Below are 26,072 nucleotides of genomic sequence, written 5' to 3' on the forward strand. Positions count from 1 at the left end.
CGACGGATGACGGGCTCCGTCCCGCCGCCGCTGCCGCCAGGTTCGCCGGGTTCGCCGGGTGAGCCGTCCGGGGACGCGGCGCCGGTCAACGAGACCGCGCCACCGTCACTGCCCATCGCAGCTGCGACGACCGTCCCCGACGTGCCGGCCGGTTCCGACGCCGTCCCCGCACCGCGATTCACCTGCTCGAACTGCGGCGCACAGACCAACTACGCCCCGGGCACCACCGTCCTGCGCTGCCCGGCCTGCGGCACCGAGCAGACGATCGCGGACGACGGCCGGGCCGTCGTCGAACACTCCTACGACGAGTGGGCGAGCCTGCCGCCCAAGCCGGTCGCGACGATCGGCACGCAGGTGCTGCAGTGCCAGAACTGCGGGGCTGCCACCGAGACCGACCAGCTGGCCGGCCGGTGCCAGTTCTGCAACGGCGTGCTCCTCGCGATGACGTCGCCACCCGGGCTGATCGTGCCCGAAGCGGTCGTGCCGTTCGGCATCGATCAAGGCGCCGCCAACGCAGCGTTCGGCAAGTGGGTGCGCTCGCGGCCGTTCGCGCCGAACGCGTTGAAGAAGGTGGGCAGCACCGAGGCCATCACGGGCACGTACGTGCCGCACTGGACCTACGACGCGAATACCGTGACCGACTACGTCGGCCAGCGTGGTGAGCACTACTGGGAGACCGTCACGCGCACGGTGTCCGACGGCCAGGGGGGCACGCGCGAACAGACCGAGCAGGTCATGCGGACGCGGTGGTGGCCCGCGTCCGGACGGGTCGCGCGCGACTTCGACGACGTCGTGGTGCTCGGCAACCACCACCTACCGCCGAAGCGGCTGGCACAGGCCGGCCCGTGGGACCTCACCCGGGCTGTCGCCTACCGGCCCGAGTTCCTCGCCGGGTTCGCCGCGCTGCGTTACGACACCGACCCGGACGCCGGGCTGCAGGACGCACGCGCGCAGATGGAGAGCGTCGTGCAGGACGACTGCCGGGCCGACATCGGCGGCGACGAGCAGCAGGTCACGCACATGGACGTGCGCTACGCCGCGGTGATGTTCAAACTCGTGCTGCTGCCGTTGTGGATCGCGTCCTACCTGCACGCCGGCAAGACATTCCAAGTGCTGGTCAACGCGAACACCGGCGAGGTCGTCGGCGACCGGCCGATCAGCAAGGTGAAGGTGGCGCTGGCCGTGCTTGCCGCGTTGATCGTCATCGCGGTCGTGCTGGTGCTCTACTTCGCGCACAAGCGCTCGGGATAGCTACAGCGTCAGATCGTTGCGCTCGCGCTCGTACTCCTCGAGCGACGCGGCCTCGAAATGCACGTCCTGCGACAGCGCCTCCAGCTGGCCCGAGCGCGTCTGCGCGCGGGTGTCCAACGCGGTGCGGCACGCGGTGTCGGTGGTCGCGATCAACTGCTCGACCTGCGCTTGCACCGGCGGCAGTGCCGCGCGCTGCTGTTCTTCGTCGAGCTCGCCGATGGCGGCCAGCGCGGCGTCCAGCTCGCGCGCCGACGCGCTGACCTCGGCGAGCACCGCCGGCGCGTCGGCGCGGAACACCTGCCCGCCGGCCGGTTGCAGTACGGCGCGCGCGGCGCGCAATTGTGCGTCGAGCCGCTGCCGCAGCAACGCGATGTCGCGCTTCGTGCCCAGCGCCATCGATCGGGTCTGCCGCACCTGCGCCTGCACGCGCACCCGGTCCACCGCGTCGCGGCTCTTGCGGTCAGTGCGGCGCAGTGCCACCACGATCGCGGCGCCGAGGACGACGATCACCAGCACCACGATCAGCGCGATCACTCCATACCACCTCCTGCGTGCGGCCGAGCCTAGAGTGAGTGTTGGCCGGCCGTCACGGCGCTAGCAGCTGACCCGGGTTGAGCTGATCACCGCGGAAGGCGTCATCGTCGCGAAACGCCCAGGCGTGACGTAACTGCGGGAGCTTGCACAACGCAGCCGTGACGCCTCAGAACGGGTAGGCCGCGAACGATAAGCCCCTGGCTTTCGGTGCGGGCCCCGAGCATCGGGTCAGGTGCACCTGCACCAACCGCCGTCAGAGAATCGAGTCAGGCGCACGTCGTACTCGCGGGAAGTTGTCGCGTTGGTACGCGGCGAGTCCGGGGTCGTGATTCATCAGGATGCAATCGCTCAGCAGGGCGATCTTGCTGATCGACGCCAGGCTCAGGTCGGCGTCGATCGTGACACCGGTTGCGACGGGACCGGCAAGATTCTCGACCACGCAGGCAGCGTCACCCGCCACACACAAGACGCCGTCTGCGGTGTCCACCAGCACGGACTGATGGCCGGGCGTGTGCCCCGGGGTCTGGATCAGTCGTAGGCCGGGCAGCACGTCATGGTGATCGGCTGCGACGAGCGTGTAGTCGAGATAGTCGACTTGGGGGCCGGTCCATTCGCAGGCGTAGGACCACCGCTGCGAGGGCACTGGGGCTCGGGCGTGATTCCACTCCGCCTGGCTCACGTAGAAGCGAGCTCGAGTGAACAACGGGTTGTTCTCGCTGTGGTCGTAGTGCAGGTGGGTGTTGATCACGACGTCGACGTCGCCAGTGCGCCAGCCCAGCTCGGCCAGCGCCGCCGGCATCGTCTCGGTCGGGTCTTGGCGGCACGGGTTGTACCGCGACCATCCGGCCGGGTCGGCGAAACCCGTGTCGACGACGATTCGGTAGCCGTTGCCCTCGATCGCTGCGCCCCAGACGGGGATAGTCATCCGATCACCCGGCGGCAGCCCCCACAACACGCCGGATCGGTCGATCTCGATGGAGCCGAGCCGCAACGCGGTCACGCTGAACGTCATCGCTGGACGCGTGCACTGCCTCCTGCGGCCACCGCCTCTACCTCGGCGAGAGTGGCCATCGAGGTGTCTCCCGGAGTGGTCATGGCCAGCGCGCCGTGCGCGGCGCCGAGCTCGACGGCCTCGGCCAGCGATCGCCCGTCGAGGATTCCGAAGATCAACCCGGAGGCGAAGCTGTCCCCGCCGCCGACCCGGTCCAGGATGTCGAGATCCGGCCGGTGCACCGCTTCGACGAACTCGCCGTCGGCCCACGCGATGGCACCCCAGTCGTTACGCAGTGCCGTGCGTACGGCGCGCAGCGTGGTCGCCACCACCTCGAAATTCGGGTACTCGGCGGTGACCTTGCCCAGCATGCGACGGAAGTTTCCGGCATCCAACGAGGAGAGGTCATCCGCCGTGTCCGGGACGTCGAAACCCAGCGAGGTCGAGAAGTCTTCCTCATTGCCGATCATGACGTCGACGTGCCGAGCGAGGCGACGGTTGACCTCCTGGGCGCGGTCAGGACCGCCGATCCCCGACCACAGGCTCGGCCGGAAGTTCAGGTCGTAGGACACCCGGGTGCCGTGGCGTTGCGCCGCGATCATCGCTTCCTCGGCGACGTCGGGCGTCGTCTCGGAAAGGCCCGCGAAGATGCCACCGGTGTGCAGCCAGCGCGCGCCCGCACGGCCGAACAGGTCGTCCCAGTCGACCTCCCCGACCTTGAACGCCGCCGTCGCGGTGTGCCCGCGATCGGAGGTGCCCTTCGCACCGCGCACGCCGTACCCGCGCTCGGTGAAGTTCAGACCGTTGCGCACCGTGCGCCCGATGCCGTCGCTCTCCCGCCACAGGACGTGCGAGACGTCGACGCCGCCGGTAAGCATGAAGTCCTCGATCAACCGGCCGACCTCGTTGTCGACCAGCGAGGTGACGACGGCGGCTCGCTGACCGAAGCACCGCCGCAGCCCGCGGGCGACGTTGTATTCGCCGCCGCCCTCCCACGCCGCGAACTGGCGGGCGGTGCGCACCCGGCCGTCGCCCGGATCGAGGCGGAGCATGACCTCGCCGAGCGATACCACGTCGTAGCGACATTCGGCGGCCGGACGCAGCTGTAACACGCTCACGGCCGCGCGTCCCGGACCGGTCCGACCGCGTCAACCGCGGCTCGGGCGAGCCGGGTGATCTCGGCCCAGTTGCCGGCGGCCACGAGCGCCGGGGGCGCCAGCCAGCTGCCGCCGACCGCAAGCACGTTCGGCACGGCCAGGTACTCGGACAGCTGCTGCTCCCCGATACCGCCGGTCGGCACGAACCGCATCCCCGCGAACGGTGCTGCCAGCGCCTTGACGGCGGCCACTCCCCCGCTGGTCTCGGCCGGGAAGAATTTGACGGTCCGCACACCGTGGTCGAGCGCGCGCAGGACGTCGGTGGCGGTCGCGACGCCGGGCAGGACGGGCACGTCCAGCTCAGCGCATCGACGGACTACGGCGTCGCTCCAACCCGGAGAGACAACGAAACGCGCGCCCGCATCGACGGCTGTATCGACCTGACCAGCTGTGAGGACGGTGCCGGCACCCACGAGCATGCCGTCTACCGCCGCCATCTCGCCCAGCACCTGCGCGGCCGCCGGGGTCCGGAACGTCACCTCGGCCACCGGCAGGCCGCCCGCCGCGAGCGCCTGTGCGAGCGGACCGCCGTGCGCCGGGTCGTCGACCGCGAGCACCGGCACGACACCACACTCGCCGAGCCGGTCGACGGCGCCTGTCGCCGCCACCGCAGCGCCGGTCACGACGCCACCTTGAACTGCGCGAGCGCGTCCGGTGACAGCTCCACACCGAGCCCGGGCTGCTCGCTCGCGCGGACGAACCCGTTCGCCGGAACCAGCGGGTCGGTGAGCAACCCGTCCCAGCCGGGCCCGCCGTACGCATCCACTTCGACGAGGTCGGCGTTGGAACTGGCGAGGATGAGGTGCAGCCCGGCGGCCAGTGACACCCCGGTTCCCGAGGAGCACGCAATGTGCGGGACGCAGCGGATGTTCCACGCGCTGGCCATGTCGGCGACCCGCTTGGCCTCCGAGATCCCGCCGACGCTGGTGGCGTCGGGTTGCAGGATGTCGAACGTGCGCCGGCTGAGCAGGTCGAGGTACTCGAAGCGAGTCAGCAGCGATTCGCCACCGGCCAGCGGGATCGCCACCCGGTCGGCCAGCCAGCTGTGTTCCTCGACGTACTGGGCCAGGCTGCGCGAAAGGATCGGCTCCTCGAGCCAACTGACGTCCAGCTGCTCCAGCTCGTGTGCGAGGGTCAGCGCCTGCCGGCGGTCGAAGGACATGTTGGCGTCGAGCATGAGCTCGAGCCGTTCCCCTGCGGCGTCGCGCACCGCCGCCACCAGGTCGACGGTCTCCCGCAGGTCGGTGGTGGCGCGCAGCTTGATCGCCGTCCAGCCGTCGTCCAGCGCCCGGTGCGCTTCGTCCACCACTTCCTCGGTCCGCTTCAGCGAGGGCGCGAAATAGCCCCGGACCTGCGATTTCGTAGCACCGAGCAACCGGTAGACGGGCTGACCCGAGGCCTTGCCCAGCAGGTCCCACAATGCGATGTCGATGCCCGACACGGCGTAGGTCTCGATGCCACGCCGACCCCACATGTGCGTCGCGTCGAGCATCTGCTGCCAGATGTCGCCGATCATGGCCGGGTCCTGCCCGACGAGCATCGGGCCGAGCTGGTCATTGACAATCGGGCCGACCGTCGGAAAATACTCGGCCGAGAACCCGGCCTCGCCGATGCCGGTCAGACCGTCATCGGTGTCTACGAGGACGAGGATGCCGCCCTTCACGTCGACGGTCATCGCTCCCCATCGCAACGGCTGCGCCAGCGGGGAGCCCAGCGGGACGGCGCGGACACCAGTGATCTTCATGGATCGGTTCCTGACTGCTCGGAATCGGCGATCGGTCGGCTCGGCTCACGCGTCCCGGTCGGCCACCACTGGCGGCGGCACGGGGAACTCGCTCTGCTCGGTCAGATGCGGAATCAGCTCGGACCAGTCGTAGTCCTGCACGAAGTACTTCGCCGTCGAGTAGGTCCCGTCCATGGTGTCCTTCAGCGACGCCGGGCCGTCGAAGCCGATGACCTGCCAGCCCACCCGGTCCTTGTTGCCGCCGTAGACGGGGTCGCAGTAGAAACCCTGCCGCACATGCAGGCACAGGGCCGGCCAGAATTCCATGCCCTCGTCGAAGACGCCCTGCAGGAAAGTGCTCACCGACTCGGTCGTGTCGAGGGTGACCGCTCCCGGCTTGGGTGCGCCGGAGACCAGCTCGCATACCCGGTCCTGGTGGGCCTCGTCGAGCTCGACGAACGCCTTGCCGCCCGTCTCCCGGGCCACGGCGTCCACCGCGGCCAACCCGTGACGGTAGGTGCGCTGCATGTCCTGGATGCGGGCACGCCACGCCTCGGCCGACTTGCCGCTGAGTTCGAGGAACCCGCTGCCGTCCGCGGCCGCGAAGATGTAGTCGATGCCGGACAGATAGCGGTCGATGAACACCACGACGCGGGCCTCACGAGCACCCGGATCTTGGTCCGTGGGGATGATCCGCGCCGCCAGGGCCTCGACGGTATCCCACTCGTGCGGGCTGAAGAACAGTCTGTCGGTGCTGTCGGGATCGACCGGCGCGCCGACGACCTGCCACTGCGACTTGAGCGTCATGATCTTTTCTCCGTTCGGGTGGGAGGTCAGCTGGGCTGGGGCAGCCGCTCGGCGTTGCCGGTTCGGTGGTTGTGCACGATGTACTCCGACACCCGCCATGCGTTGGCCATCATCGTCAGCGTCGGGTTCACCCCGGTGGCCGTGGGGAAGCTGCCGCCGTCGACGACGAACAAGTTGTCGACGTCGTGGCTCTGACACCACTCGTTGAGCACGGAGGTCTGCGGGTCGAAGCCCATGCGGACGGTGCCGTGCTGGTGACAGGTGTTGCCCGTCATCTCGTCGAGGTAGACCGGGATGACCTTGCGGGCGCCCGCCACCTGCAGGATCTCGGCGTTCTTGTCGACCTGCCACTTGCCCATCGACACGTCGTTCGGGTGCGGTTTGTGGGTGATCCGGGCAACCGGCATGCCCCAGCCGTCCTTGACGGTCGGGTCGAGATCGACCCGGTTCTTCTCCACCGGCAGGTCGTGCAGGATCAGGCCGATCTTCATCGCGTGGCTGAAGTAGTTGCGGTCGGCGTCCTTCATCGCCTCGCCCCAGAGCGGACGGCCGGGGAACACCATGTTGATCGGATGGCAGGTCTGCGAGGCGGCGATGATGCACCCACCGATGTGCCCGCGGTCCTCCTCGGTCTCGTAGAACTGCAGCGAGCCGCCGCTGATGTAATTGCCGGTCCAGCCGTAGAGGGGGTCGTCGATCTCCTTGTCGAACAGGCCGACGGCAAACAGGTACTCGTGGAAGGTCGCGTTCTTGCCGACCTGCCCGCTGGAGTTGCCGATGCCGTCGGGGAACACGGGGGACGTGGACATCAGCATGAGTCGGGCCGACTCGATGGCCCCGAGCGACAGAATGACGATCTTCGCTTCCTGCTTGTGCTCACGGCCCTCGGGGTCGATGTAGACGACACCGGTCGCCCGACCGTCAGGGCCGACACTCACCTCTCGAACGAAGCACTCGGAGCGCAGGTCCAGGTTGCCTGTCGCCACGGCCTCCGGGATGAAGGTGGTCAGCGTGTTCGACCGCGCGCCGCTCGGGTCGCCGTACTGGTTCCAGAAGCTGGTGCGGTTGAACGGGTCCCGGCCCTTGTGGTGGTTGGTGACGCTCGCGTGCGGCAGCGGAAAGGCATTGATGCCCATCTTGTTGGCGGCGTCGTAGAAGGCCCGGCCGAACTTGGTCGGGGCGAGCGGAGCGCTCGGGTAACCCTTGCTGCGGAACGGCTCGTACTTGTCAGCGCCGGCGATGCCCGAGATGCCGAATTCCCACTCGATCCGGGTCAGGTAGGGCTCGAGATGGTCGTAACGGAACGGCCAGTCGGCCAGGTTCGCGCCCGGGATCGACCCGTGCAGGGACTTGAGCATGAAGTCCGACTCGCGCGGGCGCGGCACCCAACCCGCCCAGTGGTTGGTGCCGCCACCGACGAGCTGCGGCGTGGGTGAGAATTGGAACCGTTTCGCCTCGGACTCCTCGTCGTGGCGCAGCGTGCGGGGCGAGACGGTGGGGTCGGGCCACAGGTAGTTGCGGTTCACGAACTTGAGCTCGTCGCCCGAGTAGTCCTGACCGGCGTTCAGCCAAGGCCCCTTGTCGAAGCCGACGACTTTCAGACCGGCGTCGCACAAGACCTTGACCGCGGTACCGCCGGTGGCGCCCATCCCGACAACGATGGCGTCGACCGGGTCGTGCGTGGTGCTCGGCATAGGAAATCTCCTGATGGTTCGTCCCGCGTCCGGGCAGAACGCGGCTCCGGTAGGTCCCGGGGTGGGGTTCGGCGATGTGATTGGGCCATGTGGTGGTTCGGCGATCGAGCGTGCGGGCGCTTCCGGCGCCGCCGCATTCCTGAGTGCGCCGGCCCGGTCAGGCCTCGGCGCCGACCGGGATCTTGGTGTCGCTCGCGGCGCCGGCGCCGTCGGTGGCCGACCGGCCCGACTCGAGGTAGTCGATGATCGCGTCACAGAACGGTGCGAGGTCGCCGGGGTTGCGGGCGGTGATGACGTTGCCGTCGACGACGACAGGCTCGCTGTCGACCCAGGTGCCGCCGGCGTTCTCGACATCGTCCTTGATCGGCAGGTAGCCGGTGATCCGCTTGCCGCGGGTGGCGCCGGCAGAGACCAGGATCCAGCCGCCATGGCAGATCGAGGTGACCAACTTGCCCTGGGCGTACATGTCGCGCACCAGGCCGGCCATCTCGGGGTGCAGCCGCATGTTGTCCGGCGCAAATCCGCCCGGCACGACGACGGCGTCGAAGTCGTCCGCCGACACGCTGTCCGCGTCCCGGTCGACCTCCATCGGGTAGTGCTCCTTGCTGTCGTAGCTGCGCTTCGTCCCGCTGCCGACGACGGTCAGGTCGGCCCCGGCGCCGGCGAGGCGGATGTGCGGATACCAACCCTCGAGGATCTGGTACTCGTCCTCGATGAGCAGTGCGATGCGGACACCGTCCAAAGACATGTGTTCTTCCTTCCAGCTGAGGTTGTGCGGGGGTGGCTCAGGCGCCGATGGCCTGGAGGAATTCGGTCGAGAGCCAGACGTCACCGTGGTTGGCCTGGATGTTGCGCAGCGCCTCCCAGTGCTGGCCGTAACCGTCGGGCTGATTGTCGAGCGTCGCCGGAATGGCGGCGTTGCTGTCGGCCAGAGTGATGATCTTGAAATCCTGGTTGGCGCCGTCGATGGCGGTCGTGATGACGCAGTTGCCGGTCGACACGCCGGCGATCACCAAGGTGTCCGCGCCGGCCCGGCGCATGTACTCGGTGAGCGCCGTGCCGTAGAACGAGCTGAACCGGTGCTTGCGGATAACCGGCTCGTCGCCGTCGGGCTTGAGTGCGTCGTCGAGCTCGTCACCACCGTTGCCCCAGGCCCCGGGGAAGTTGTCGAGCTCGCCGACCAGACCCCACTTGACGTCTGCGTAGCCGGCATCCTTGCCGTCCGGGCGCAGTCCCCACATCGACCAGACGATTGGAATGCCCTTGTCGCGGCAGGCATCCACGACGCGCGAGACCACGCTGACCGTGTCCTTGCCCTCGGGCGCTCCGGCCACGCTCTCGATATACATCGCGCCACCCGGCGTCACACAAGCCTTCTGCATGTCCAGGACGAGGAGCATCGTTCGTGCCGGATCAATCTCCTTGGTCAGCATGTTCGAACGATCGATGACGTCATCGATGTGTTCGTAGGTGTAATCGAGCGACGACATTGAGGCCCCTTCGGGTTGAGCGCATCGCGCTGCTTGCGGCGCGGCGGTGTGTGCTCCCCCGCCGCACCGACTCTCCTGGTTATCAGGTGGTCTGACCAGTACGTTACGACCGCTACCGGACGAGGTCAACCCCCATCGCCAGAACCTGGCGGTGAGCCTTCAGTCGCCCGCTATGTGCGCCACGATGTCGGCTTCGACCGACCGGATGTGTCGGAGCGCAGCCGACGACGCGTCGCGCGGGCGGCGCGCGCCGATCGCGTCCACGATCTCCTTATGACCGGCGTGCGCATTGCGCCTTCGTCCGGGCATCTCGATGACCCGATGCGAGTAGGTCAGGAACAGCGGTTCCAGCTGGTGCATCAGCCGGGGGAACAACGGGTTACCCGTCGCTGCAGCGATCGCGAGGTGCAATTGCGCGTCCATCTGCACGAAATCGCTGTTGGTGACGTCCCGTCGGCCCATCTGCGTGATCAGCTTCCGCAGCCCGGCCAGCGCCTCGTCGTTGCGCCGCCGCGCGGCGTGCGCGGCGGCATCTCGTTCTAGGGCCTGCCGCACCTGGAACAGGTCTTCGACGGTGACGTCGTCGAGCAACATGAGCGAAGCCAGCCCGCCGTCGCGGGCCGTCCGCACCACGAACACCCCGATGCCGTGATCGGTGCGCACCAACCCGGCGGACTCGACGATGCGCAACGCTTCGCGCATCGAGCTGCGCCCGACGCCGAACTGCTCGGCCAGGGTGCGCTCGGCGGGCAGCCGCTCACCGACGGCGTACTTGCCGGCCGAGATCAACTCTTCGAGCTGAGCGGCCACGGCGTCTGCAACTTTCAGCCGGCGGACCGGTTCGATGACCTCACTCATGGTCGATTGCCCTCCCCCGGCGGGTACCGCCACGGCGGGCGGTCACCACCGCTCCCTGACGTCCGCGGCCGCACGCGGCACATCGCGATGCAGTTGCGCGGCTACGTCGTCCTCTACGTCGCGGATGTGCCGTAGGGCGGCGTTGCTGGCCAGGCCGGCCCGCCGCTCCGCGATGGCCGAGACGATCTGCGCATGGCCGGCCTCGGCGGCCGCTCGCCGGCCCGGCAACCCGATCACCCGCTCGGAATAGGTGACGTGCAACGACTCGATGCTGCAGCAGATCCGGGCCAGCACCGGATTGCCGCTGGCCTGCGCAACTGTGCGGTGCAGCCTGGCGTCGAGCCGGACGAAGCGCTGGTCGTCGGCGCGCAGGCTCTCATGGTGTAGTGCCGAGATGTCGTCGATCATCGCCGGTGTCGCGTGCCGCGCCGCGAGGCCGGCGGCGAGCGGCTCGAGCGAGCGGCGGATCTCGAAAAGGTCCGGGAGCGTGCATCCGTCGAGCATCAGCAGTGCGGCCTCGGCGGTCATCGGCGTTTCCGCGACGCGCACCCCGACGCCGTGTTCCGTTCGGATCAGACCGCGCGACTCGAGAGTGCGCAACGCCTCGCGCATCGAGCTGCGGCCGACGCCGAAACGGGTCGCGAGCTGACGTTCGGCCGGTAGCCGGCTGCCGGCCGGCAATTCGCCGTCGGTGATCAATTGCGCGAGCTGGGCAGCGACAGAGTCGGCGACCTTCAACCGGCGGACCGGCTCGACATCGACTTCCGGGCGGCCCTCCAACACGCTCCGCCCCCTCTCCGGCCGGTCAACCGCGCTGAGCTGCGTGGTCTGACGTCATGTCACCGGGTGATCATAGTTCAGGAGCGTCGTCGTTGCGGGGCGTCGACTGCTGCGCGAGCACGTCGGTGTGTCGGCGGGCGATGTACTCGGCGCACCGGACCGCCACGGCTTGCAGGGTGCTGGTCGGATTGACGGCGGCACCGGTGGTCAGCGCACTGGCGTCGGCGACGAACAGGTTCGGGACGTCCCACGTCTGGTTCCACTTGTTCACCACCGAATTCTGGGGTGTGGACCCCATCCGGCAGGTGCCCATGATGTGCCATCCGGGTGGCGGCCCGGACTCACCGCCGATGCCCGTGCTCGCAGAGTCGACCACGGTGCCGGCGGCGTGCGCGGCCTCGTGCGCCCGTTCGCGGCCCCACGCGATGAGCCGGCGGTCGTTCTCGTGCAGGTCGTAGTGCACGTGTGGCGCCGGCAGACCGTCGGAATCGACCTCGTGCGGGTCCAGGGTGACGCGGTTGTCCGCGACCGGCAGGTCCTCGCCCTGTACGTAGACGAGCGCGTGGTGCGCGAAGTGGCTGTTGAAGAAGTCACGGTGGCCCGCACCCCAGGGGGCGAGGTGCGCGGTATTGGTGCCCAGCGCGCTGTTGCCGGCGCCCAGGGCCGTGCCGACCTGCAACGAGAATCCGTTGACGAAGCCACGGTCCGGGTCAGTGTCGTAGAACTGCTGGGAGTACAGCGTGGCCGGTTCCGGCCCTTTGAACCCCTCGAGCGGTTCGTCGAACCAGAAGTCCTCGAACGACCAGCTGTGGAAGATGAGGTGCCGACCGACCTGGCCGTTGGCGTTGGCGAGCCCGTCCGGGTGCCCGGGGGTGGCCGACATCAGCAGCAGCCGAGGCGTGCCGACCGAGTTGGCGGCCATCACCACGATGTCGGCGCGAACCTCGTGGTGGTCGCCGGTGAGCCGATCGATGTACACGGCACCCGTGGCTTTGCCTCGCTCGACGGTCACCTGCGCCACTCGCGCGTTCGTGCGCAGATCGACGCCGTTGCGCAACGCCTTGGGCCAGTAGGTGGTGTCCACGGAGTTGATCGAGTGCCGCGGACAGCCGGCCAGGCAGGATCCGCAGTTGTTGCACGGCAGCCGGCCGTCCTTCGGACGGGTGAGGATGGCGTTGTCGGCCGGCCACCAGTGCCAGCCGAGGCGGTCGAAGCCGCGGGCCATCACGTTCCCGACACGTCCGCCCGGGCTCGCCGGCCCCCAGCCATCGGGTCGGGGCGGGTTGCCCGGGTCACCCGCGCGGCGTCCCACGCCGACTTCCTGGTCATTGATGTCGTAGAACGGCGCCAGCTCCTCGTAGCTGATCGGCCAGTCGATGGTGTCGGCGACGCCGTGGATGGTGCCCTTGCGGAAGTCGACGGGTTTGAACCGGGGCCACGCGCCGGCGTAGTGCAACGTCGACCCGCCGACGCCGTTCATCATCTGCGGCGCTGCGTTACCGGTGGTCACATAGTCCTCGGGCAACCGGCGGACGTTCGGCAGCCACGACCAGGCCCGCAGGCGTTCCAGCTCCCAGCTGTCGTACATGTGCGGATGGTCCATCGGGTGCATCCAGTCGCCCTGCTCGAGGCAGACGACGCGGATGCCCTTGTCCGACAGTCGCTTACTGACGGCGGCTCCGCCGGCCCCGGCACCGATGACGAGCACGTCGGTCGTGGTGATTCGGTCGGTCATCGTGCAGCTCCTTGAGCTTGGGTCGGTCGGGTCATGGGGTGCCGCTCTCGGCCTCCCGGGTTGCGGCGGCGTCCCCGGGCAGCCCGTCAGCACCCGGCGTGTGCCGTGCACGGCCCAGGGAACGGATCTCGTCGGGGATGTGCAGGGCGACGATGTCCTCGGTCGCGAGGTATTCGCCCTTCACGCGTGCGAGCAGGTCCTCGTCCCAGTCGGCGATGGTGTCCGAGTAGCCGAACGGCTGCGGCGTCGCCCGGTAATCGCGGCCGGCGGGCAGCTGCCTGTTGATGGCGCGGACCACTTCGGGTCGCGAGTAGTACCCGACGTACACGGTGTCGCGAACCCGACCGAAGAACTCCGGATCGTCACGTTCGAGCCCGGCGAGGGACTGCGTGCGTGCGTCGGGGCCGGCGCGCAGGAATGATTCGCCCAGCGCCGCCAACCAGGACCGCAGTTCCTCGTGGGCGAGGAACGGGTACCACCTGGCTTCCTCGCCGGGCGCGGCGACGTAGCGCTCGACGAAGGTGACGACGTCGACGTCGCTCGGGGCCGGAAAGCCTTCGCCCGGCGGGATCAGGCAGTCGGCGACGGCCGCGAGCACCTGCTCGCCGCTTTCGCCCAGCGACACCGGTGGCAGCCATCCGCCGAGCGGGGGACGGCCGTCGAGCGGGCGCAGTTCGATCTGCACCATGAACGGCTCCTTTCGGTCAGTACTTCTTCGGCGTGGCGAGGGCCCACTGCATGTAGGCCTCCGCGGCGTCGACGTTGTGCTTGTCCACCACTCGAGTGGGCACGTCGATCACCTTGCCGACGGCCTCGCCCAGGACGGCGTTGTGGAACACGGTGTCGACGAAGGTCGTGCCCTGGTCGACGCTGCCGACGTCCACGCTCGCGGTCAGCTTGCCGGCCCTGATTGCTTCCATGCCGGACACGAGACCGTCGGCGCCGATGACGACCACACCCTTCGAGCCGTCCCACTGCTTGATGCCGCGGTCGTCGAGGGCCTGCGAGGCGCCGAGGGCCATGTCCTCGTTCTCGCCCCAGATCGCGTTGACGTCCTTGTTGCGGGTCAGCAGGTCCTGGGTGGCCGACTGCCCTTGGTCGCGCAGGTAACCGCCGTTCGCGGTGCCCGCCACGCGCAGGCCCGGGTGCTCGGCCAGCGCCTTGCGGAACCCGATCTGGCGGGCCGTCGACCAGTCCGATCCGGGCGGCCCGGTGATCTCGAGGACTTTGCCCTTGCCCTTCAGCTGGCCGGCGATGTAGCTGCCGCACAGATAGCCCGACTGCCACCGGTTGTCATAGCCGATGCTCGATATCGCGGCCAGCTTGTCCTGCGGGAAGATCTCCACCGGCTGGTTGAACTGGTAGACCTTCGAACCCTTCGCGCTTGCCTGGCGATAGACGTTCTGCATGGTGGCGAAGTTGGCGCCGGTGCAGACCAGGATGACGTCGAACTTGCGTTGGGCCCAGCTCTGCACGATCTGGACCTGCTGTTCGACGGCATTGAAGTTGCCGGTAGGCGAGGCACGTTCCCAGATCCACTTGACGCCGTAGGCCGATTCATAGTCCGCCATCCGCCGGAAGGCGGCCGACTCCATCTGGTTGAAGAACTCCGACAGGACGGGCGGGGTCCAACCGACACGGACGGTGCGGCCGCCGACGAGTTTGGTGATCGCAGACTTGTAGGCAGCGTTGCCACCGAGGGCGGTCGCCGATCCCGCTCCCCCGCCGGCCGACGTCGAGTCCACGCTCTTCACGTTGCACGCGGCCAGCAGTGCCGGGGCGACCGCGAGGCCGGAGCCGGCCAACGCGGCACGGCGCAGGAACTGCCGGCGCGACGCGCCGGGGACGGATGCGTCGTTCATGACGACAACCTCTCTTCAGGGATGAACGGACGGTTGATGCTCATGGCGTCGCCGAATGGCCGAGCACGCGGTGCAGGTGCTGCACGCTGCGGTCCAGGGCCACCGCGAGCAGCAAGATCACGCCAACGACGACCGACTGCCACGTGGGGTCGACGTCGGCGAGGTTGATGACGTTGCTGGCGACGGTGATTGTCAGCGCACCGAGCAGGGCACCGAGCACGCGTCCGCGGCCGCCGGCCAGCGCGGCCCCACCGATGACCGCGGCGGCGATCGCCTGGATCTCGTAACCGGAACCGGTCGTCGGGGCGACCGTGGTGGTGCGGCCGGCGAGCAGCACTCCGGCGAAGGCGGCCAGGGTGCCGCTGATCACGTAGGCGGCGATCCGCACGCGGTCCACCGGCACCCCCGACAGCCGGGCCGCGTCACGATTGCTGCCGACGCTGTAAACGTGTCGCCCGAAGGCAGTGCCGCGCAGCAGCAGCGCCGCCGCCAACGCGATCACGATCATCGCCAGGATGGGGAAGGTGAGGTCGCCCGCGATCGGGTTGGCCCCGCCGAGGCGGTAATAGTTGGGCAGCATGTACCCGATGAACGGCACTCCGCCGGTCCAGAGGAACAGCAAGCCGCTACCCACTCCCAGCATGGCGAGCGTGGCGACGAAATCGGGGATCCCGAGCTTGGTGATGACCAGACCGTTGATGAGTCCCAGCGCCGCCCCGGCCGCCACGGCCCCCAGCAGCGCCCAGATGAACATCACGCCCTGGTTGATCAGCGACGCCATGACCCCCGCGCAGAGGCCGAGCACCGAACCGACCGACAGGTCGATCCCACCCGTGATCAACACGATCGTCATGCCGATGGCGAGCAGAGCCACGTAGACCATCTGCTGCACCAGGTTGTACCAGTTGTCGGTGGTCAGGAAAGCCGATGTCCGTAACGGCATGACGATGCAGATGATCACCAACAGCGTGACGACGCCGGTACCGGGCCGGGCTGCGACGGACTGCACGGCGTGGCGCAGCTGGTTTCTCGGGGCCGGCGAGGCGGGTGCCCTGGTCCTGCTGGACGAGGTGGTGGTGGACGTGCTCATGCGGCGGCTCCTCGGCCGGTGGTGGTCAGGGTGTCCACTGCGGTCCGCGAGACCTGCTCTTCGCGAGGCGGCGGCCCGTCCTCGCGAGGATCGTCACCGGTGCCGAGCAGACGGGAGGTCGCGATCCGGCTCACCAACCGGTCCAGGGCGACTGCGGCGACGATCGACAACCCGGTCACGATCGTGAACCACAGGGGGTCGACACCGAGCAGTTGCAGGCCCTGGCTCAGCGTGCCGAGAAACACGGCGCCGAGCACGGCACGCCACACGCTGCCGCGGCCGCCGGCCAGGCTGACGCCACCGAGAACCGCTGCTGCGATGGCGGTCAGTTCGTATCCGGCACCGAGACCGCTCTGTACCGAGTTCAACTTCGAGGCCAGCAGGACGCCACCGGCTCCGGCGCATCCGCCGGACAGCACGTAGACCTGCAACCGGACGCGACGCACGGGCACGCCGGCCAACGCCGCGGCGCGCGGGCCGATTCCCGCGGCGTAGACGTAACGGCCGAACGGGGTGGAGACGAGCACGAATTCCAGGACCAGCACGATCACGGCCGCAATCAGCACCGGCGCCGGTATGCCGAGGAACGAGCCGTTGTCCAGCCAGGCGAACGCCGCATCGTGAGCGCCGGTCAGCGAGACGTTGGCGGTGAGCACCTGGAGCAGGCCGGCCCCCACGCTGAGCATGGCCAGGGTGACGATGAAGTCGTTCACGCCGAGGACGGCGATCATCACCCCGTTGACCAGGCCGGCAGCAAGGCCTGTCCCGACGCCGGCCAGGACGGCGAGCACCGTTCCGGAGCCGGACATCAGGGCCCACAACGACGTTCCCGCGGACAGTCCGAGCACGGACCCGACCGAGAGGTCGATCCCGCCGACGACGAGGACGAATGTCATACCGGCCGCGAGGAGGACGATGAACACGGCCTCGACCAGTAGATCATCGATGTTGCCGCCGGTGAGAAACACCGGGCTGGCCACGGCGAACACGATGACCATGGCGATGAACACGACGAAGACGGCAGCGCCCTCGGTGGCGAACACCCGACTGACGCGGTTCGTGGCGCTCACCGGGCCACGCTCCGCGCCGCGAGCGACAGGATCTCGGACGACACCCGTTCCTCCTCGTGCAGGCTGCCGTCGCGCAGGTCCGGTTCGACCTCTCCGACGATCGTGCCTTCCCGCATGACGACGATGCGGTCGCTGATGTGCAGCAATTCGGGAATCTCTGACGACATGACGAGCGCCGCGCCGCCGTCGGCGACGAAGCGGCGGATGAGCCGGTACACCTCGACCTTGGCGGCGACGTCGATGCCCTGCGTCGGCTCGTCGAAGACGATCAGTCGGGGCCCGGTGAACAGGCAGCGAGCCAGGACGACCTTCTGTTGATTGCCCCCGGACAGGTTGCGGATGCGCTCGCCCGATCCGCGGGCGCGGATGCCGAGGTCGTCCATGTATTGCTTGGCGACAGAGCGTTCCTTCCGGCGGTTCAGCACGGCGCCGAACTTGGTGACGTCGTGCAGGCGAGACACCGTCATGTTCTTGTCGAGCGGGAAGTCCGGCAGGATCCCGAGCGTCTTACGTTCCTCAGGAACCATGGCAATGCCCCTGCGGTACGCGTCCTGCGGATTGCGGATCTTCACCGCCTGGCCGTCGATGCGCATCGCGCCGCCGTCGATTCGATCGGCGCCGAGGATCACCCGGGCGAGCTCGGTGCGGCCTGCGCCGGCAACCCCTGCCACTCCGACGATCTCGCCTGCGCGCACGTCCAGGTCGATGCCGTGCAGCAGCGGCCGACGCGAGACAGCACGCAGGGACACCACCGGTTCGCGGGTGGGATCCACCGTCGTTCCGGTCGTCGGTCCCGTCTCGTCGACGAGTGAGCCGAGCGTGGTCGTCCGTCGACCGACCATCAAACGAACGAGGTCCTCCGGCTTCGACTCCGTCGTCGTCGTAGTGGCAACCGTTCGTCCGTCACGCAGCACCGTGATGCGGTCGGCCAGGCCGTAGAGCTCGTCGAGGCGGTGGGTGACCCACACGATGGCGATGCCGGTGTCGCGCAGCCGGCGCATCTGCTCGAACAGCGACGCCCGCTCTTCCTCGGCCAGCCCGGAGGTCGGCTCGTCCAGGATGAGCAGCCGGGCGTCGAAGGCCAGCGCCTTGACGATCTCGACGACGTGCTGGGTGAGCGCGCCGAACTCGCCGACCGGCCGCTTGAGGTCGCGCACGTCCAGCCCGAAATCCGCGGCCAGCTCGCGCACGTGCTCGATCATGGCTTTGTCGTCCAGCAGTCCTCGGCCGAACGGACCGCGCCGGATCTCACGTCCCAGGAAGATGTTCTGCAGGGCGGTCAGGTCGGGCGCGAGCGAGAGTTCCTGGTGGATCGTCGTGATGCCCAGTTGTTGGGCCTCACGGGGCCGGCGAAATGTCGCCGGTTCGCCGTCGACCAGAACCGTTCCGGCCGTCGCGGCGGTCAAGCCCGACAGCACGTTGATCAGCGTTGACTTGCCCGCGCCGTTCTCGCCCAGCAGCGCGTGGATCTCACCCGGCCGCACATCCAGACTCACGCCGGCCAGGGCAACGACTCCCGGGTAGTGCTTCACCAGTCCGTCGACGCGTAACAGATCTTGCTGATCGTTCATCGCTCGCACCCACCTTGGTTCACTGGTCATCAGGTGGTCTGACCACTGCGGCTAAGTTAGCCGCCTTGGAGCAATGCGTCAACGATGCGAATCATCACCCGATCACGGTCCTTGACGCTGACGGACTGCAACTGGTCTGATGACCTGATACTTGAATGGGTGGTCCCGTTGTCGAAGCTGAAGAATGCTGCGGATGCGTTCGTGAGCGACTACCTGCGTGGCTTGGCAGTCGCGCATCGCGACCTGCTCGCCGTCGACGTCGACCAGCGCGTCATAAGTCGGCGCCGACCCGCTCCGGCCGGGCAGGTAGGTGTCATCTCCGGAGGTGGTTCGGGCTGCGAGCCGTTGCACTCCGGTCTTGTCGGACCGGGCGGCCTGGACGCCGCCTGTGTCGGCGCGGTCTTCGGCTCTCCGGTGCCTGATCGGATCTTGGACACCGCTGCCCTGGCTGATCACGGGTCGGGAGTCGTGCAGGTCGTGACCAATTATCCCGGTGAGATCATGAACTTCGAGATGGCGGCCGAGCTGGCCGCTGATGAGCAGGGCACGACCGTCCGAACGGTGATCGTGGGTGACGACGTCGCGCTGAGTTCGGACGCCGACGGACCCGGCCGGCGAGGCCTCGGCGCAACCGTCGTCGCGTGCCGCGTCGCAGGAGCAGCGGCCGCCGAAGGTCGCGATCTCGAGGCGGTGCGCGACGCTACGCAGCGCGTCGCCGACCGGGCCGGCTCGTACGGTATCGGCGTCTCATCGTGCACGCCGCCGCACCGCGACCGCCCCATCTTCGATCTGCCACCGGGTGAGGTCGAGCTCGGTATCGGCCTCAGCGGCGAGGCGGGACAGCAACGGGCTCCGCTCCCCGCCGCACGGGATCTCGCCGCGACGATGGTCGAGCACGTGTTGGCTGACCTACGACCAACCCCCGGGCAGCCGGTGCTTGCCATGCTGTCGGGAATGGGCGCGACGCCGTGGAACGAGTTGCACCTCCTCTTCGGGGAGGTGGCCGCGGCGCTGGACCACGCCGGTGTGGACATGGCTCGCTGCCACGTCGGGGACACGTTGACCTCCCTCGACCAGGGCGGCGCCGCACTCACCCTCGTGGAGCTGGACGACGATCTGCTGTCGCTGTGGGACGCGCCGATACACACGCCGGTCTTCCGATGGCGAGTCTGACGTGGCTGTCGATGCGGGCACGGTTCGCGACTGGCTCGAACGCTTCACTGCGTCCGTTCGCGACGCGCAGGAGGAACTGACCGCGCTGGACTCGGCAATCGGGGATGCCGACCATGCGCTGAACCTGCTGCGCGGCCTGGACGCGGCGCGAGAGGCTGCCGCCACCGTGGACTCCCCCGGACTGGCGCTGCGCAAAGCCGGCCGGGCCTTCGTCAGCTACGCGGGCGGCGCCACGGGACCGCTCTGGGGGACGCTGCTGATGCGGACGGGCAGTGCGCTCGAGCCGAGCCCCGTGGTGGACAGCGCCAACTTTGTCTACGCGCTGCGCGCTGGCGTCACGGGACTGGCAGAGCGTGGTCGTTGCAAGGTCGGTGACGGGACCATGCTCGACGCCCTCGTACCCGCGGTCGAGGCCTTGGAGCGCAACCCCGCCGACTGGGCGGCCGCGTCCGCCGCCGCCGCTGCCGGCCGCGACTCGACCGGCGACCTCGTCCCACGCCGCGGCCGGGCCGGCTACCTCGGCGACCGCGCCATCGGCCATGTCGACCCCGGCGCCGCGTCGGCGGCACTGTTGATCGCTGCTCTGGCCGATGTGCTGACGCAGAGCAGGATCGTCGAATCGCCCTGAATACGTCACGGCCCCGGCCGGCGAACCCACGTTGCCGGAACCCCGTCCCCTGGGGCAACCGCAGGAGCGTAGACGCGCACCGCACCGTGATACGACTGACCCGAGAAGGTCACCGGGTCGGCTGCGCACCGCTAAACGCCCGCGCCAACGGTCCGCCCCAATGACCTCCATACGGACCCCCATCTCGATTACTGGGCCGCGACGAGTGGTTGACTACAGCCGCGGGTCGACCGGCTCGGACTCCAAGGCGAGAACAGCGAAGACGCATTCGTGCACCCGCCACAGCGGCTCGCCGCGCGCAACGCGATCGAGTGCTTCCAGGCCCAGCGCATATTCGCGCTGCGCCAGCGACCGCTTGTGCCCGAGGCCACGCGAGCGCAGCCGTTCGAGGTTCGCGGACTCGGTGTAGTCCGGCCCGTAGATGATGCGCAGGTACTCACGTCCGCGGACCTTGAGCCCGGGCTGCACCAGTCCTTTTCGTCCACGGGTGAGATTCGCGGCGGGCTTGACGACCATGCCCTCTCCCCCGGCCGTGGTCAGTTCGGTCCACCAATCGGTTGCGCGGGCGAGCGAGTCCGGGTCGGTGGTGTCGGCAAAGATCCGCCGCGTTGGTGAGATCAACTCATTGTCTGCGGCGACAAGCGCGTCAGCCTTCTCAAGATGCCAGGCGTGCGGTCGGTCCTGGTACGCCCGTCCCTCGGACGCCAGGACCTGGAACGGCGCGAGGCGCACGCCGCCGAGGCCGTTGGTCGACCAGCAGTAACGCCGGTAGGCCTCGGTGAACGCTGCCGCGTTCGTATCCCTCGCGCGGGTGCGAGCCAACAGTTCGCGGACGTCCAGGCCCGCACCGCTCGCCCGCTGCAATGCGTCGACGGCGGCAGGCAGCGACGCGCGAGCCGCGGCACCGACCGCGGCGTACTGATCGCGCAGCAACGCTTCGGCCTTCGCACTCCACGGCAACAGTTCGGCGTCCAGCATGATCCACCCGGTGTCGAATTCGTCGAACAGTCCGACGGCGTCCACGGCGACCCGAAGCCTGTCGACGAGCTCTGCCATCAGGTCGTCGGCGAAGAACGGTCGCCCGGTGCGCGTCCACACCGCGCCGAGCCGATCGCCGGGTGCGCCGAAGCGTGTCCGTGCCGCGTCGAGATCGCGGCACACCAACGCGACAACGCGCGAGCCCATGTGCTTCTCCTCGCAGACGAGCTGCGCGACGCCGTCAGCGCGAAACGCCTCGAAGGCCTGTTCGGGATGCTCCAGGACGCCCGCCAGTTGTGAGGTCGCGACGGGGCTCATCGTCGGCGGCAGGTACATGAGCCAGCGCGGGTCGACAGCGAAGCGGCTCATCACCTCCAGCGCCGCCGCGGCGTTGTCCTCGCGCACGCCGATGCGGCGTTGGTACTGCGTCTCGATGATGCGACTGCCGGTGACGTCGGTGATGTCGAGGACGTCCGGGTCGCGGCGTGTCACCGTCTCGGTGGCGTCGGCGTTGGCCGGGAACGGTTTGACCGGTGCGTAGTAGACCGCGGCAGCGGGCACCGACACGACGTCACGTTCGGGGTAGCGCAGCGCGGTCAGCCGGCCGCCGAACACGCAGCCGCTGTCCAGGCACATCGTGTTGTTCACCCACTCCGGCGCCGGCACCGGCGTGTGCCCGTAGAGCACCATCGCCTTGCCGCGGTACTCCTGCGCCCACGGGTAGCGGACCGGCAGCCCGTATTCGTCGGTCTCGCCTGTGGTCTGGCCGTAGAGGCAGAATTCGCGAACCCGGCCGGATGCACGTCCCTGGTACCGCTCGACGAGTCCGGCGTGCGACACGACCAGCTTGCCGTCGTCGAACACGTAGTGACTGATCAGGCCGTCGACGAATCGCTCGACGTCGGCGCGAAACTGTTCCGTTTCATTCCCGAGCTGCGCCAGGGATTCGGCGAGGCCGTGCGTCACCTGCACGTTGCGTCCGCGCAGCGCGCGCAGCAGCTTCGCCTCGTGGTTGCCGGCGACGCAAAACGCGTCGCCGGCCGCCACCATGCCCATGGCCAGCCGCAGCACGCCCGGCGTGTCCGGCCCGCGGTCGACGAGGTCACCGACAAAGATCGCGCGGCGGTGCGGGTGATGCGCCCCCATCGGCCGGCCGGCCGCATCGCGCTCGACCGCATACCCCAGCTGTACGAGCAGTGTGTCGAGCTCGGCGCGGCAGCCGTGGATGTCGCCGATGACGTCGAACGGGCCGGCCTCGTGACGCAGGTCGTTGAACAGCTTCGTTCGCACGATCGCCACGTCGTCGATCTCGTCGGCGCGCAGCGTGTGCACGGTGCGGAAACCGTCGCGCTTCAACCCCTTCATGCCACGGCGCAGCTGGTCACGCTGCCGGCGGATGACTTCCGGCCCGAAATTGCGGTCGGGGCGCGTGGCGTTGCGGTTCAGGCACACGCTCTCGGGCACGTCCAGCACGATCGCGGTGGGCAGCACGTCGTGCTCACGCGCGAGCGCCACCAGCTTCTTGCGCGCGTCCGGTTGCACGTTGGTGGCATCGACGACGGTCAACCGGCCGGCGGCGAGGCGCTTGCCGACGATGTAGTGCAACAGCTCGAACGCGTCCGGCGTGGCTGCCTGGTCGTTCTCGTCGTCGGCGACGAGGCCGCGGCAGAAGTCCGACGAGATCACCTCGGTCGGTTTGAAGTGCGCGCGGCCGAAGGTGGACTTGCCCGAGCCGCTGACACCGATGAGCACCACCAGGCTCAGCTCGGGGACGGTCAGTTCCCGCGTCACCGCGCCACGGCCTTGGCAAACACGGCCATCTGCGTCGGTGCGCCGACCTCCGGGTCGTCCGTACCGACCGGCAGTCGGCGCACCGAATAGCCGTGGCGGTTGGCGACCTCGTCCGACCATTGGCCGAACTCGGCGCGCGTCCACTCGAAGCGGTGGTCACGGTGGCGCAGCTGCCCGGCGGGCAGGGTCTCGAACCGCACGTTGTGCTCGACGTTGGGCGTCGTCACGATCACTGTGCCGGGCGCCGCGTGGTCGAACACGGTGCGCTCGAGCGCGGCGAGCCGCGGCGGGTCGACGTGCTCGATCACCTCCATGAGCACGGCGGCGTCGAGACCTGCCAGGCGATCGTCGCGGTAGGTCAGTGCCGACTGGAAGATGTCCAGTCGCGTGCGCTGCTGCTCGGTCATCCGGTCGAGCTTCAGCTTGCGCGCGGCGATCTGCAGGGCCCGCGCCGACACGTCGACGGCCACGACGCGGTCGATGCCGCGGTCAGCGAGCAGCTCGCGCACCAGCACTCCCTCGCCACAGCCGAAATCGCCGACCGTGCGGGCGCCCGACGCGCGTACGGCTGCGAGCACGGCACCGCGGCGCTGCTCGGCCAATGGCACGGGACGGTCCGGCTCATCTACAACGGCCGCGATCTCGGTTGCGTTATCCAACTCCTCGGGCTCGGTGTCATCGACCTCGGCCAACCTGGCCAGCGCGGACTGCGCAAGCTCGCGCCGGTGCGTCAGATAGCGGCGGGTGATCAGCTCCTTCTCGAGGTGGCCGCTGAGCCACCCCGACCCGGCGCGGATCAACTTGTCGACCTCGTCGTTGCTGACCCAGTAATGCTTCGCGTCGTCGAGCACCGGCAATAGCACGTAAAGATGGTTCAGCGCATCGGCAAGCCGCGTGTCGCCGGTGAGGTGAACGTCGAGATACCGCGACTCACCCCACTGCGGCATCACCGGGTCGAGCAAGCTGACCTGGCTCTCCACGCGCCAGCCCAAGGGTTCGAACAGCCGGCGCAACAGCTCAGGGCCGCCGCGGCACGGCAAGGCCGGCACGTGGATCTCGAGCGGGACCGCCGACTCGGCGAGTTCAGGCCGAGCGTCGCAACGGCCCGTCAACGCCGTCCGGAAGACGTCCTTGAGCGCCATCGCCAGCATGCTCGACGCGGCGTAGGGCCGATCGTTGACGTACTGCCCGAGTGCGAAGCCGTCGCCCGACGGCCCCTTCCGCCCACGCACCAGACCGACCGGATCGACCTCCAACAGCAGAGCCACTGTGCAACGGTCGTCACTGTCCTCCGGGTAGAAGACATGCGCTGTGCCCACCGACTCGGTGAATGACTGCACGCGGCCCGGATGCTTGTGCAGCAAGAAGCCGAGATCACCGGCCGGCTGGTGCGTCGTCGAGATCGTCAAGAGCACAACAGTCAGTCTGCCGGATCACTGCCCGTCGTTTTGGTGCCGTCATCGCGGCCGCGGGGTAGAAACGCGTCCATCTGCCAATGTGAAAGCGAGGGCAGTGCGCCAAGCTGGCAATTGTCGCTGGCGTCCGCGCCATGACCCGCGCCAGCCAGCTCGACCCGCATACTTCTCGTCACGCGCACGCAGGGCCGGCCCGCGAACTGTCGATGGATTAGGCGATGTTCTCCCGCCATCAAACCGCCGTGGTGGCAGTCCTTGGGGATCTTCTTCTTCTCCCCTGGCAGACAACTTCGGTGGAGCTGAGGGCACTCGAACACCGACCCCCACGGATCTCCCGAAGCGCCGCCACGAGCTGACGTCCGTTCGTCGTCGCCTCGAACGACGCCTCGGCCAGACGCTGAACGATCTTCGAAGGCTCCCCTTCGCGGTACGCCGTGAGTGCGTCGAAGGAGGCGTTCGTGTCGGTAAGCAGGCCGGCTGAGACCGGCACGGTGACGTTCTGCGTCAGGCCATGACCGCGCAGCATCGAGTGGATCAGCGCCCGGCCGGTGTGACCGTTGCCGTCCGGGAACGGGTGGATCGTCTCGAACTGCGCATGCGCGATTGCGGCTTGGGCCAACAGCGGAATGTCGGTGCGCGTCATGAACGCGACGAGATCATCGATCAGGGGCTCGACGTTCTCGTGATGCGGGGGGACGAACATCGCCTGATGAGGCCCGAACGAGGTGCCCCCGATCCACACTTGCTCGCCCCGCCACCGGCCGGCGATGTCTGGGTGCAGCTCGATGAGCAGCGCGGCGTGCATCGCCAGGATCGATCGGCATCGAGGTGCTCGGCCAGTTCGAGCGCGGCCCTCATCGCGGCTACGTTGCCGACGATCTCGCTGGCGTTGCGCTTCTCGGTGCTACCGAGCTCGGCCAGCGCGATGGCTTTCGCGCCCGACGTCAGGTTCTCGATTATCGACGACGATGCCGACTCCGACCGCAGCAGCACGGAAGCGAACGGCGCCACCTCTGCACCGAACTCCGCGTCGAAGCGTGCGATCTCGACCGAGGCTTCTTCAGCCAGCGTGACGACGTCGGTCGGCAGCTGAGGAGTCCGATTCGCAATGAGGGGAACGACGGCGGCGCGGTACGAGCCCGAGTGCTTGCGGCGGACGCTTGCGGAGACCATCTCCGGCGCGAGCGAGGGCTTCCAGGGGCGCAGTTCCGTGCCCAGCTGCGGCCAGCCGGCATCTGAAACCACGCCTCGAACTTACGCTCAGTTATTGGATAACTGATACTAAGGAGCCGTTTGCAGCTCACTTATTCGGACAGACGTCGCAGCGTAGATGCACCAATGGCAACCAAGATGGCTACCACGCGATTATCGTTCGATTACCGAGGTGGCTCTAAGCCAACGCTTCTGGGTGGAGCTGAGGGTGTGATCCCTCAGGACATCCCGGACACATGTCTCAAGACATCGCGGACAGTCT

General features: G+C 68.4%; 24 protein-coding genes. 4 read left to right on the forward strand and 20 right to left on the reverse strand.

The window, feature by feature from the left end:
* Positions 1 to 1,251, forward strand: a 1,251-nt coding sequence (locus tag ACFFCN_RS14125; protein WP_375492591.1) for a hypothetical protein, incomplete at its 5' end; no start/stop codon positions are given.
* On the opposite strand, the gene ACFFCN_RS14130 is transcribed toward ACFFCN_RS14125, so the two are convergent.
* From ACFFCN_RS14130 to ACFFCN_RS14210, 17 genes are all read right to left on the reverse strand, one after another.
* On the reverse strand, positions 1,252 to 1,785 hold the full coding sequence (locus ACFFCN_RS14130; protein ID WP_375492593.1) for a hypothetical protein: 534 nt from the start codon (positions 1,783 to 1,785) through the stop codon (positions 1,252 to 1,254).
* 253 nt (positions 1,786 to 2,038) lie between these two features.
* The gene (locus ACFFCN_RS14135; RefSeq protein ID WP_375492595.1) at positions 2,039 to 2,797 is read right to left on the reverse strand and encodes an N-acyl homoserine lactonase family protein; all 759 of its coding nucleotides are present in this window, start codon (positions 2,795 to 2,797) and stop codon (positions 2,039 to 2,041) included.
* Entirely contained in the window at positions 2,794 to 3,894 is a 1,101-nt protein-coding gene (locus ACFFCN_RS14140) for a sugar kinase (protein WP_375492597.1), read from the reverse strand. Before ACFFCN_RS14140 ends, ACFFCN_RS14135 begins: the two co-directional genes overlap by 4 nt.
* Positions 3,891 to 4,556 carry a bifunctional 4-hydroxy-2-oxoglutarate aldolase/2-dehydro-3-deoxy-phosphogluconate aldolase gene (gene eda / locus ACFFCN_RS14145; RefSeq protein ID WP_375492598.1) on the reverse strand — a complete coding sequence of 222 codons (666 nt, stop codon included), beginning with the start codon at positions 4,554 to 4,556 and terminating at the stop codon, positions 3,891 to 3,893. The genes ACFFCN_RS14140 and eda overlap by 4 nt, the downstream gene beginning before the upstream one ends.
* A complete protein-coding gene (locus tag ACFFCN_RS14150; RefSeq protein WP_375492600.1) occupies positions 4,553 to 5,677 on the reverse strand; it encodes a mandelate racemase/muconate lactonizing enzyme family protein in 1,125 nt (374 codons plus the stop codon). The genes eda and ACFFCN_RS14150 overlap by 4 nt, the downstream gene beginning before the upstream one ends.
* A gap of 45 nt (positions 5,678 to 5,722) precedes the next feature.
* Positions 5,723 to 6,463, reverse strand: a complete 741-nt coding sequence (locus ACFFCN_RS14155) for a gluconate 2-dehydrogenase subunit 3 family protein (protein ID WP_375492602.1) — start codon at positions 6,461 to 6,463, stop codon at positions 5,723 to 5,725.
* A gap of 26 nt (positions 6,464 to 6,489) precedes the next feature.
* Entirely contained in the window at positions 6,490 to 8,157 is a 1,668-nt protein-coding gene (locus ACFFCN_RS14160; protein WP_375492604.1) for a GMC family oxidoreductase, read from the reverse strand.
* 157 nt (positions 8,158 to 8,314) lie between these two features.
* Positions 8,315 to 8,905 (reverse strand): type 1 glutamine amidotransferase domain-containing protein, encoded by a 591-nt coding sequence (locus tag ACFFCN_RS14165; protein WP_375492606.1) that lies wholly within the window; start codon positions 8,903 to 8,905, stop codon positions 8,315 to 8,317.
* Positions 8,906 to 8,942: 37 nt separating this feature from the next.
* Complete coding sequence (locus tag ACFFCN_RS14170) at positions 8,943 to 9,776, reverse strand: cysteine hydrolase family protein (protein ID WP_375492607.1); 834 nt, start codon at positions 9,774 to 9,776, stop codon at positions 8,943 to 8,945.
* Between the two features lie 30 nt (positions 9,777 to 9,806).
* Positions 9,807 to 10,505 (reverse strand): FadR/GntR family transcriptional regulator, encoded by a 699-nt coding sequence (locus ACFFCN_RS14175; RefSeq protein ID WP_375492608.1) that lies wholly within the window; start codon positions 10,503 to 10,505, stop codon positions 9,807 to 9,809.
* A gap of 42 nt (positions 10,506 to 10,547) precedes the next feature.
* Positions 10,548 to 11,288, reverse strand: a complete 741-nt coding sequence (locus ACFFCN_RS14180; RefSeq protein ID WP_375492609.1) for a FadR/GntR family transcriptional regulator — start codon at positions 11,286 to 11,288, stop codon at positions 10,548 to 10,550.
* A 67-nt stretch (positions 11,289 to 11,355) separates the two neighbouring features.
* The gene (locus ACFFCN_RS14185) at positions 11,356 to 13,020 is read right to left on the reverse strand and encodes a GMC family oxidoreductase (protein WP_375492610.1); all 1,665 of its coding nucleotides are present in this window, start codon (positions 13,018 to 13,020) and stop codon (positions 11,356 to 11,358) included.
* Between the two features lie 31 nt (positions 13,021 to 13,051).
* Positions 13,052 to 13,708, reverse strand: coding sequence for a gluconate 2-dehydrogenase subunit 3 family protein (locus ACFFCN_RS14190; protein WP_375492612.1), 657 nt, complete (start codon positions 13,706 to 13,708; stop codon positions 13,052 to 13,054).
* Between the two features lie 16 nt (positions 13,709 to 13,724).
* Positions 13,725 to 14,882, reverse strand: a complete 1,158-nt coding sequence (locus ACFFCN_RS14195) for a sugar ABC transporter substrate-binding protein (protein WP_375492614.1) — start codon at positions 14,880 to 14,882, stop codon at positions 13,725 to 13,727.
* A gap of 40 nt (positions 14,883 to 14,922) precedes the next feature.
* Entirely contained in the window at positions 14,923 to 15,972 is a 1,050-nt protein-coding gene (locus ACFFCN_RS14200) for an ABC transporter permease (RefSeq protein ID WP_375492616.1), read from the reverse strand.
* The gene (locus ACFFCN_RS14205) at positions 15,969 to 17,042 is read right to left on the reverse strand and encodes an ABC transporter permease (protein ID WP_375492618.1); all 1,074 of its coding nucleotides are present in this window, start codon (positions 17,040 to 17,042) and stop codon (positions 15,969 to 15,971) included. The genes ACFFCN_RS14200 and ACFFCN_RS14205 overlap by 4 nt, the downstream gene beginning before the upstream one ends.
* Entirely contained in the window at positions 17,039 to 18,613 is a 1,575-nt protein-coding gene (locus ACFFCN_RS14210) for a sugar ABC transporter ATP-binding protein (protein WP_375492620.1), read from the reverse strand. The genes ACFFCN_RS14205 and ACFFCN_RS14210 overlap by 4 nt, the downstream gene beginning before the upstream one ends.
* A gap of 168 nt (positions 18,614 to 18,781) precedes the next feature.
* Between ACFFCN_RS14210 and ACFFCN_RS14215 the strand changes: the two genes are divergently transcribed.
* A complete protein-coding gene (locus ACFFCN_RS14215; RefSeq protein ID WP_375492632.1) occupies positions 18,782 to 19,786 on the forward strand; it encodes a dihydroxyacetone kinase subunit DhaK in 1,005 nt (334 codons plus the stop codon).
* A gap of 1 nt (position 19,787) precedes the next feature.
* Complete coding sequence (dhaL, locus tag ACFFCN_RS14220) at positions 19,788 to 20,414, forward strand: dihydroxyacetone kinase subunit DhaL (protein ID WP_375492622.1); 627 nt, start codon at positions 19,788 to 19,790, stop codon at positions 20,412 to 20,414.
* A 213-nt stretch (positions 20,415 to 20,627) separates the two neighbouring features.
* Here the strand turns inward: dhaL and ACFFCN_RS14225 are convergent, their stop codons facing one another.
* The 3 genes from ACFFCN_RS14225 to ACFFCN_RS14235 form a co-directional block, all read right to left on the reverse strand.
* A complete protein-coding gene (locus ACFFCN_RS14225) occupies positions 20,628 to 23,183 on the reverse strand; it encodes a polynucleotide kinase-phosphatase (RefSeq protein WP_375492624.1) in 2,556 nt (851 codons plus the stop codon).
* A complete protein-coding gene (locus ACFFCN_RS14230; RefSeq protein ID WP_375492626.1) occupies positions 23,180 to 24,598 on the reverse strand; it encodes a 3' terminal RNA ribose 2'-O-methyltransferase Hen1 in 1,419 nt (472 codons plus the stop codon). The genes ACFFCN_RS14225 and ACFFCN_RS14230 overlap by 4 nt, the downstream gene beginning before the upstream one ends.
* A gap of 232 nt (positions 24,599 to 24,830) precedes the next feature.
* Complete coding sequence (locus ACFFCN_RS14235) at positions 24,831 to 25,403, reverse strand: Fic family protein (RefSeq protein WP_375492628.1); 573 nt, start codon at positions 25,401 to 25,403, stop codon at positions 24,831 to 24,833.
* Here ACFFCN_RS14235 and ACFFCN_RS14240 point away from each other — a divergent pair.
* Positions 25,374 to 25,691, forward strand: a complete 318-nt coding sequence (locus tag ACFFCN_RS14240; RefSeq protein ID WP_375492630.1) for a hypothetical protein — start codon at positions 25,374 to 25,376, stop codon at positions 25,689 to 25,691. The two genes, ACFFCN_RS14235 and ACFFCN_RS14240, sit on opposite strands and share 30 nt — an antisense overlap.
* Positions 25,692 to 26,072: the final 381 nt, after the last annotated feature.

This window comes from uncultured Jatrophihabitans sp., assembly GCF_964246335.1.
GTDB lineage: Bacteria > Actinomycetota > Actinomycetes > Mycobacteriales > Jatrophihabitantaceae > Jatrophihabitans.

Excerpts from the sequence above, each read along its gene's own strand:
- ACFFCN_RS14135 (WP_375492595.1), bottom strand. The coding sequence starts at position 2,797 with ATGACGTTCAGCGTGACCGCGTTGCGGCTCGGCTCCATCGAGATCGAC.
- ACFFCN_RS14150 (WP_375492600.1), bottom strand. The coding sequence starts at position 5,677 with ATGAAGATCACTGGTGTCCGCGCCGTCCCGCTGGGCTCCCCGCTGGCG.
- ACFFCN_RS14155 (WP_375492602.1), bottom strand. The coding sequence starts at position 6,463 with ATGACGCTCAAGTCGCAGTGGCAGGTCGTCGGCGCGCCGGTCGATCCC.
- ACFFCN_RS14160 (WP_375492604.1), bottom strand. The coding sequence starts at position 8,157 with ATGCCGAGCACCACGCACGACCCGGTCGACGCCATCGTTGTCGGGATG.
- ACFFCN_RS14165 (WP_375492606.1), bottom strand. The coding sequence starts at position 8,905 with ATGTCTTTGGACGGTGTCCGCATCGCACTGCTCATCGAGGACGAGTAC.
- ACFFCN_RS14175 (WP_375492608.1), bottom strand. The coding sequence starts at position 10,505 with ATGAGTGAGGTCATCGAACCGGTCCGCCGGCTGAAAGTTGCAGACGCC.
- ACFFCN_RS14185 (WP_375492610.1), bottom strand. The coding sequence starts at position 13,020 with ATGACCGACCGAATCACCACGACCGACGTGCTCGTCATCGGTGCCGGG.
- ACFFCN_RS14190 (WP_375492612.1), bottom strand. The coding sequence starts at position 13,708 with ATGGTGCAGATCGAACTGCGCCCGCTCGACGGCCGTCCCCCGCTCGGC.
- ACFFCN_RS14195 (WP_375492614.1), bottom strand. The coding sequence starts at position 14,882 with ATGAACGACGCATCCGTCCCCGGCGCGTCGCGCCGGCAGTTCCTGCGC.
- ACFFCN_RS14200 (WP_375492616.1), bottom strand. The coding sequence starts at position 15,972 with ATGAGCACGTCCACCACCACCTCGTCCAGCAGGACCAGGGCACCCGCC.
- ACFFCN_RS14210 (WP_375492620.1), bottom strand. The coding sequence starts at position 18,613 with ATGAACGATCAGCAAGATCTGTTACGCGTCGACGGACTGGTGAAGCAC.
- ACFFCN_RS14235 (WP_375492628.1), bottom strand. The coding sequence starts at position 25,403 with ATGCACGCCGCGCTGCTCATCGAGCTGCACCCAGACATCGCCGGCCGG.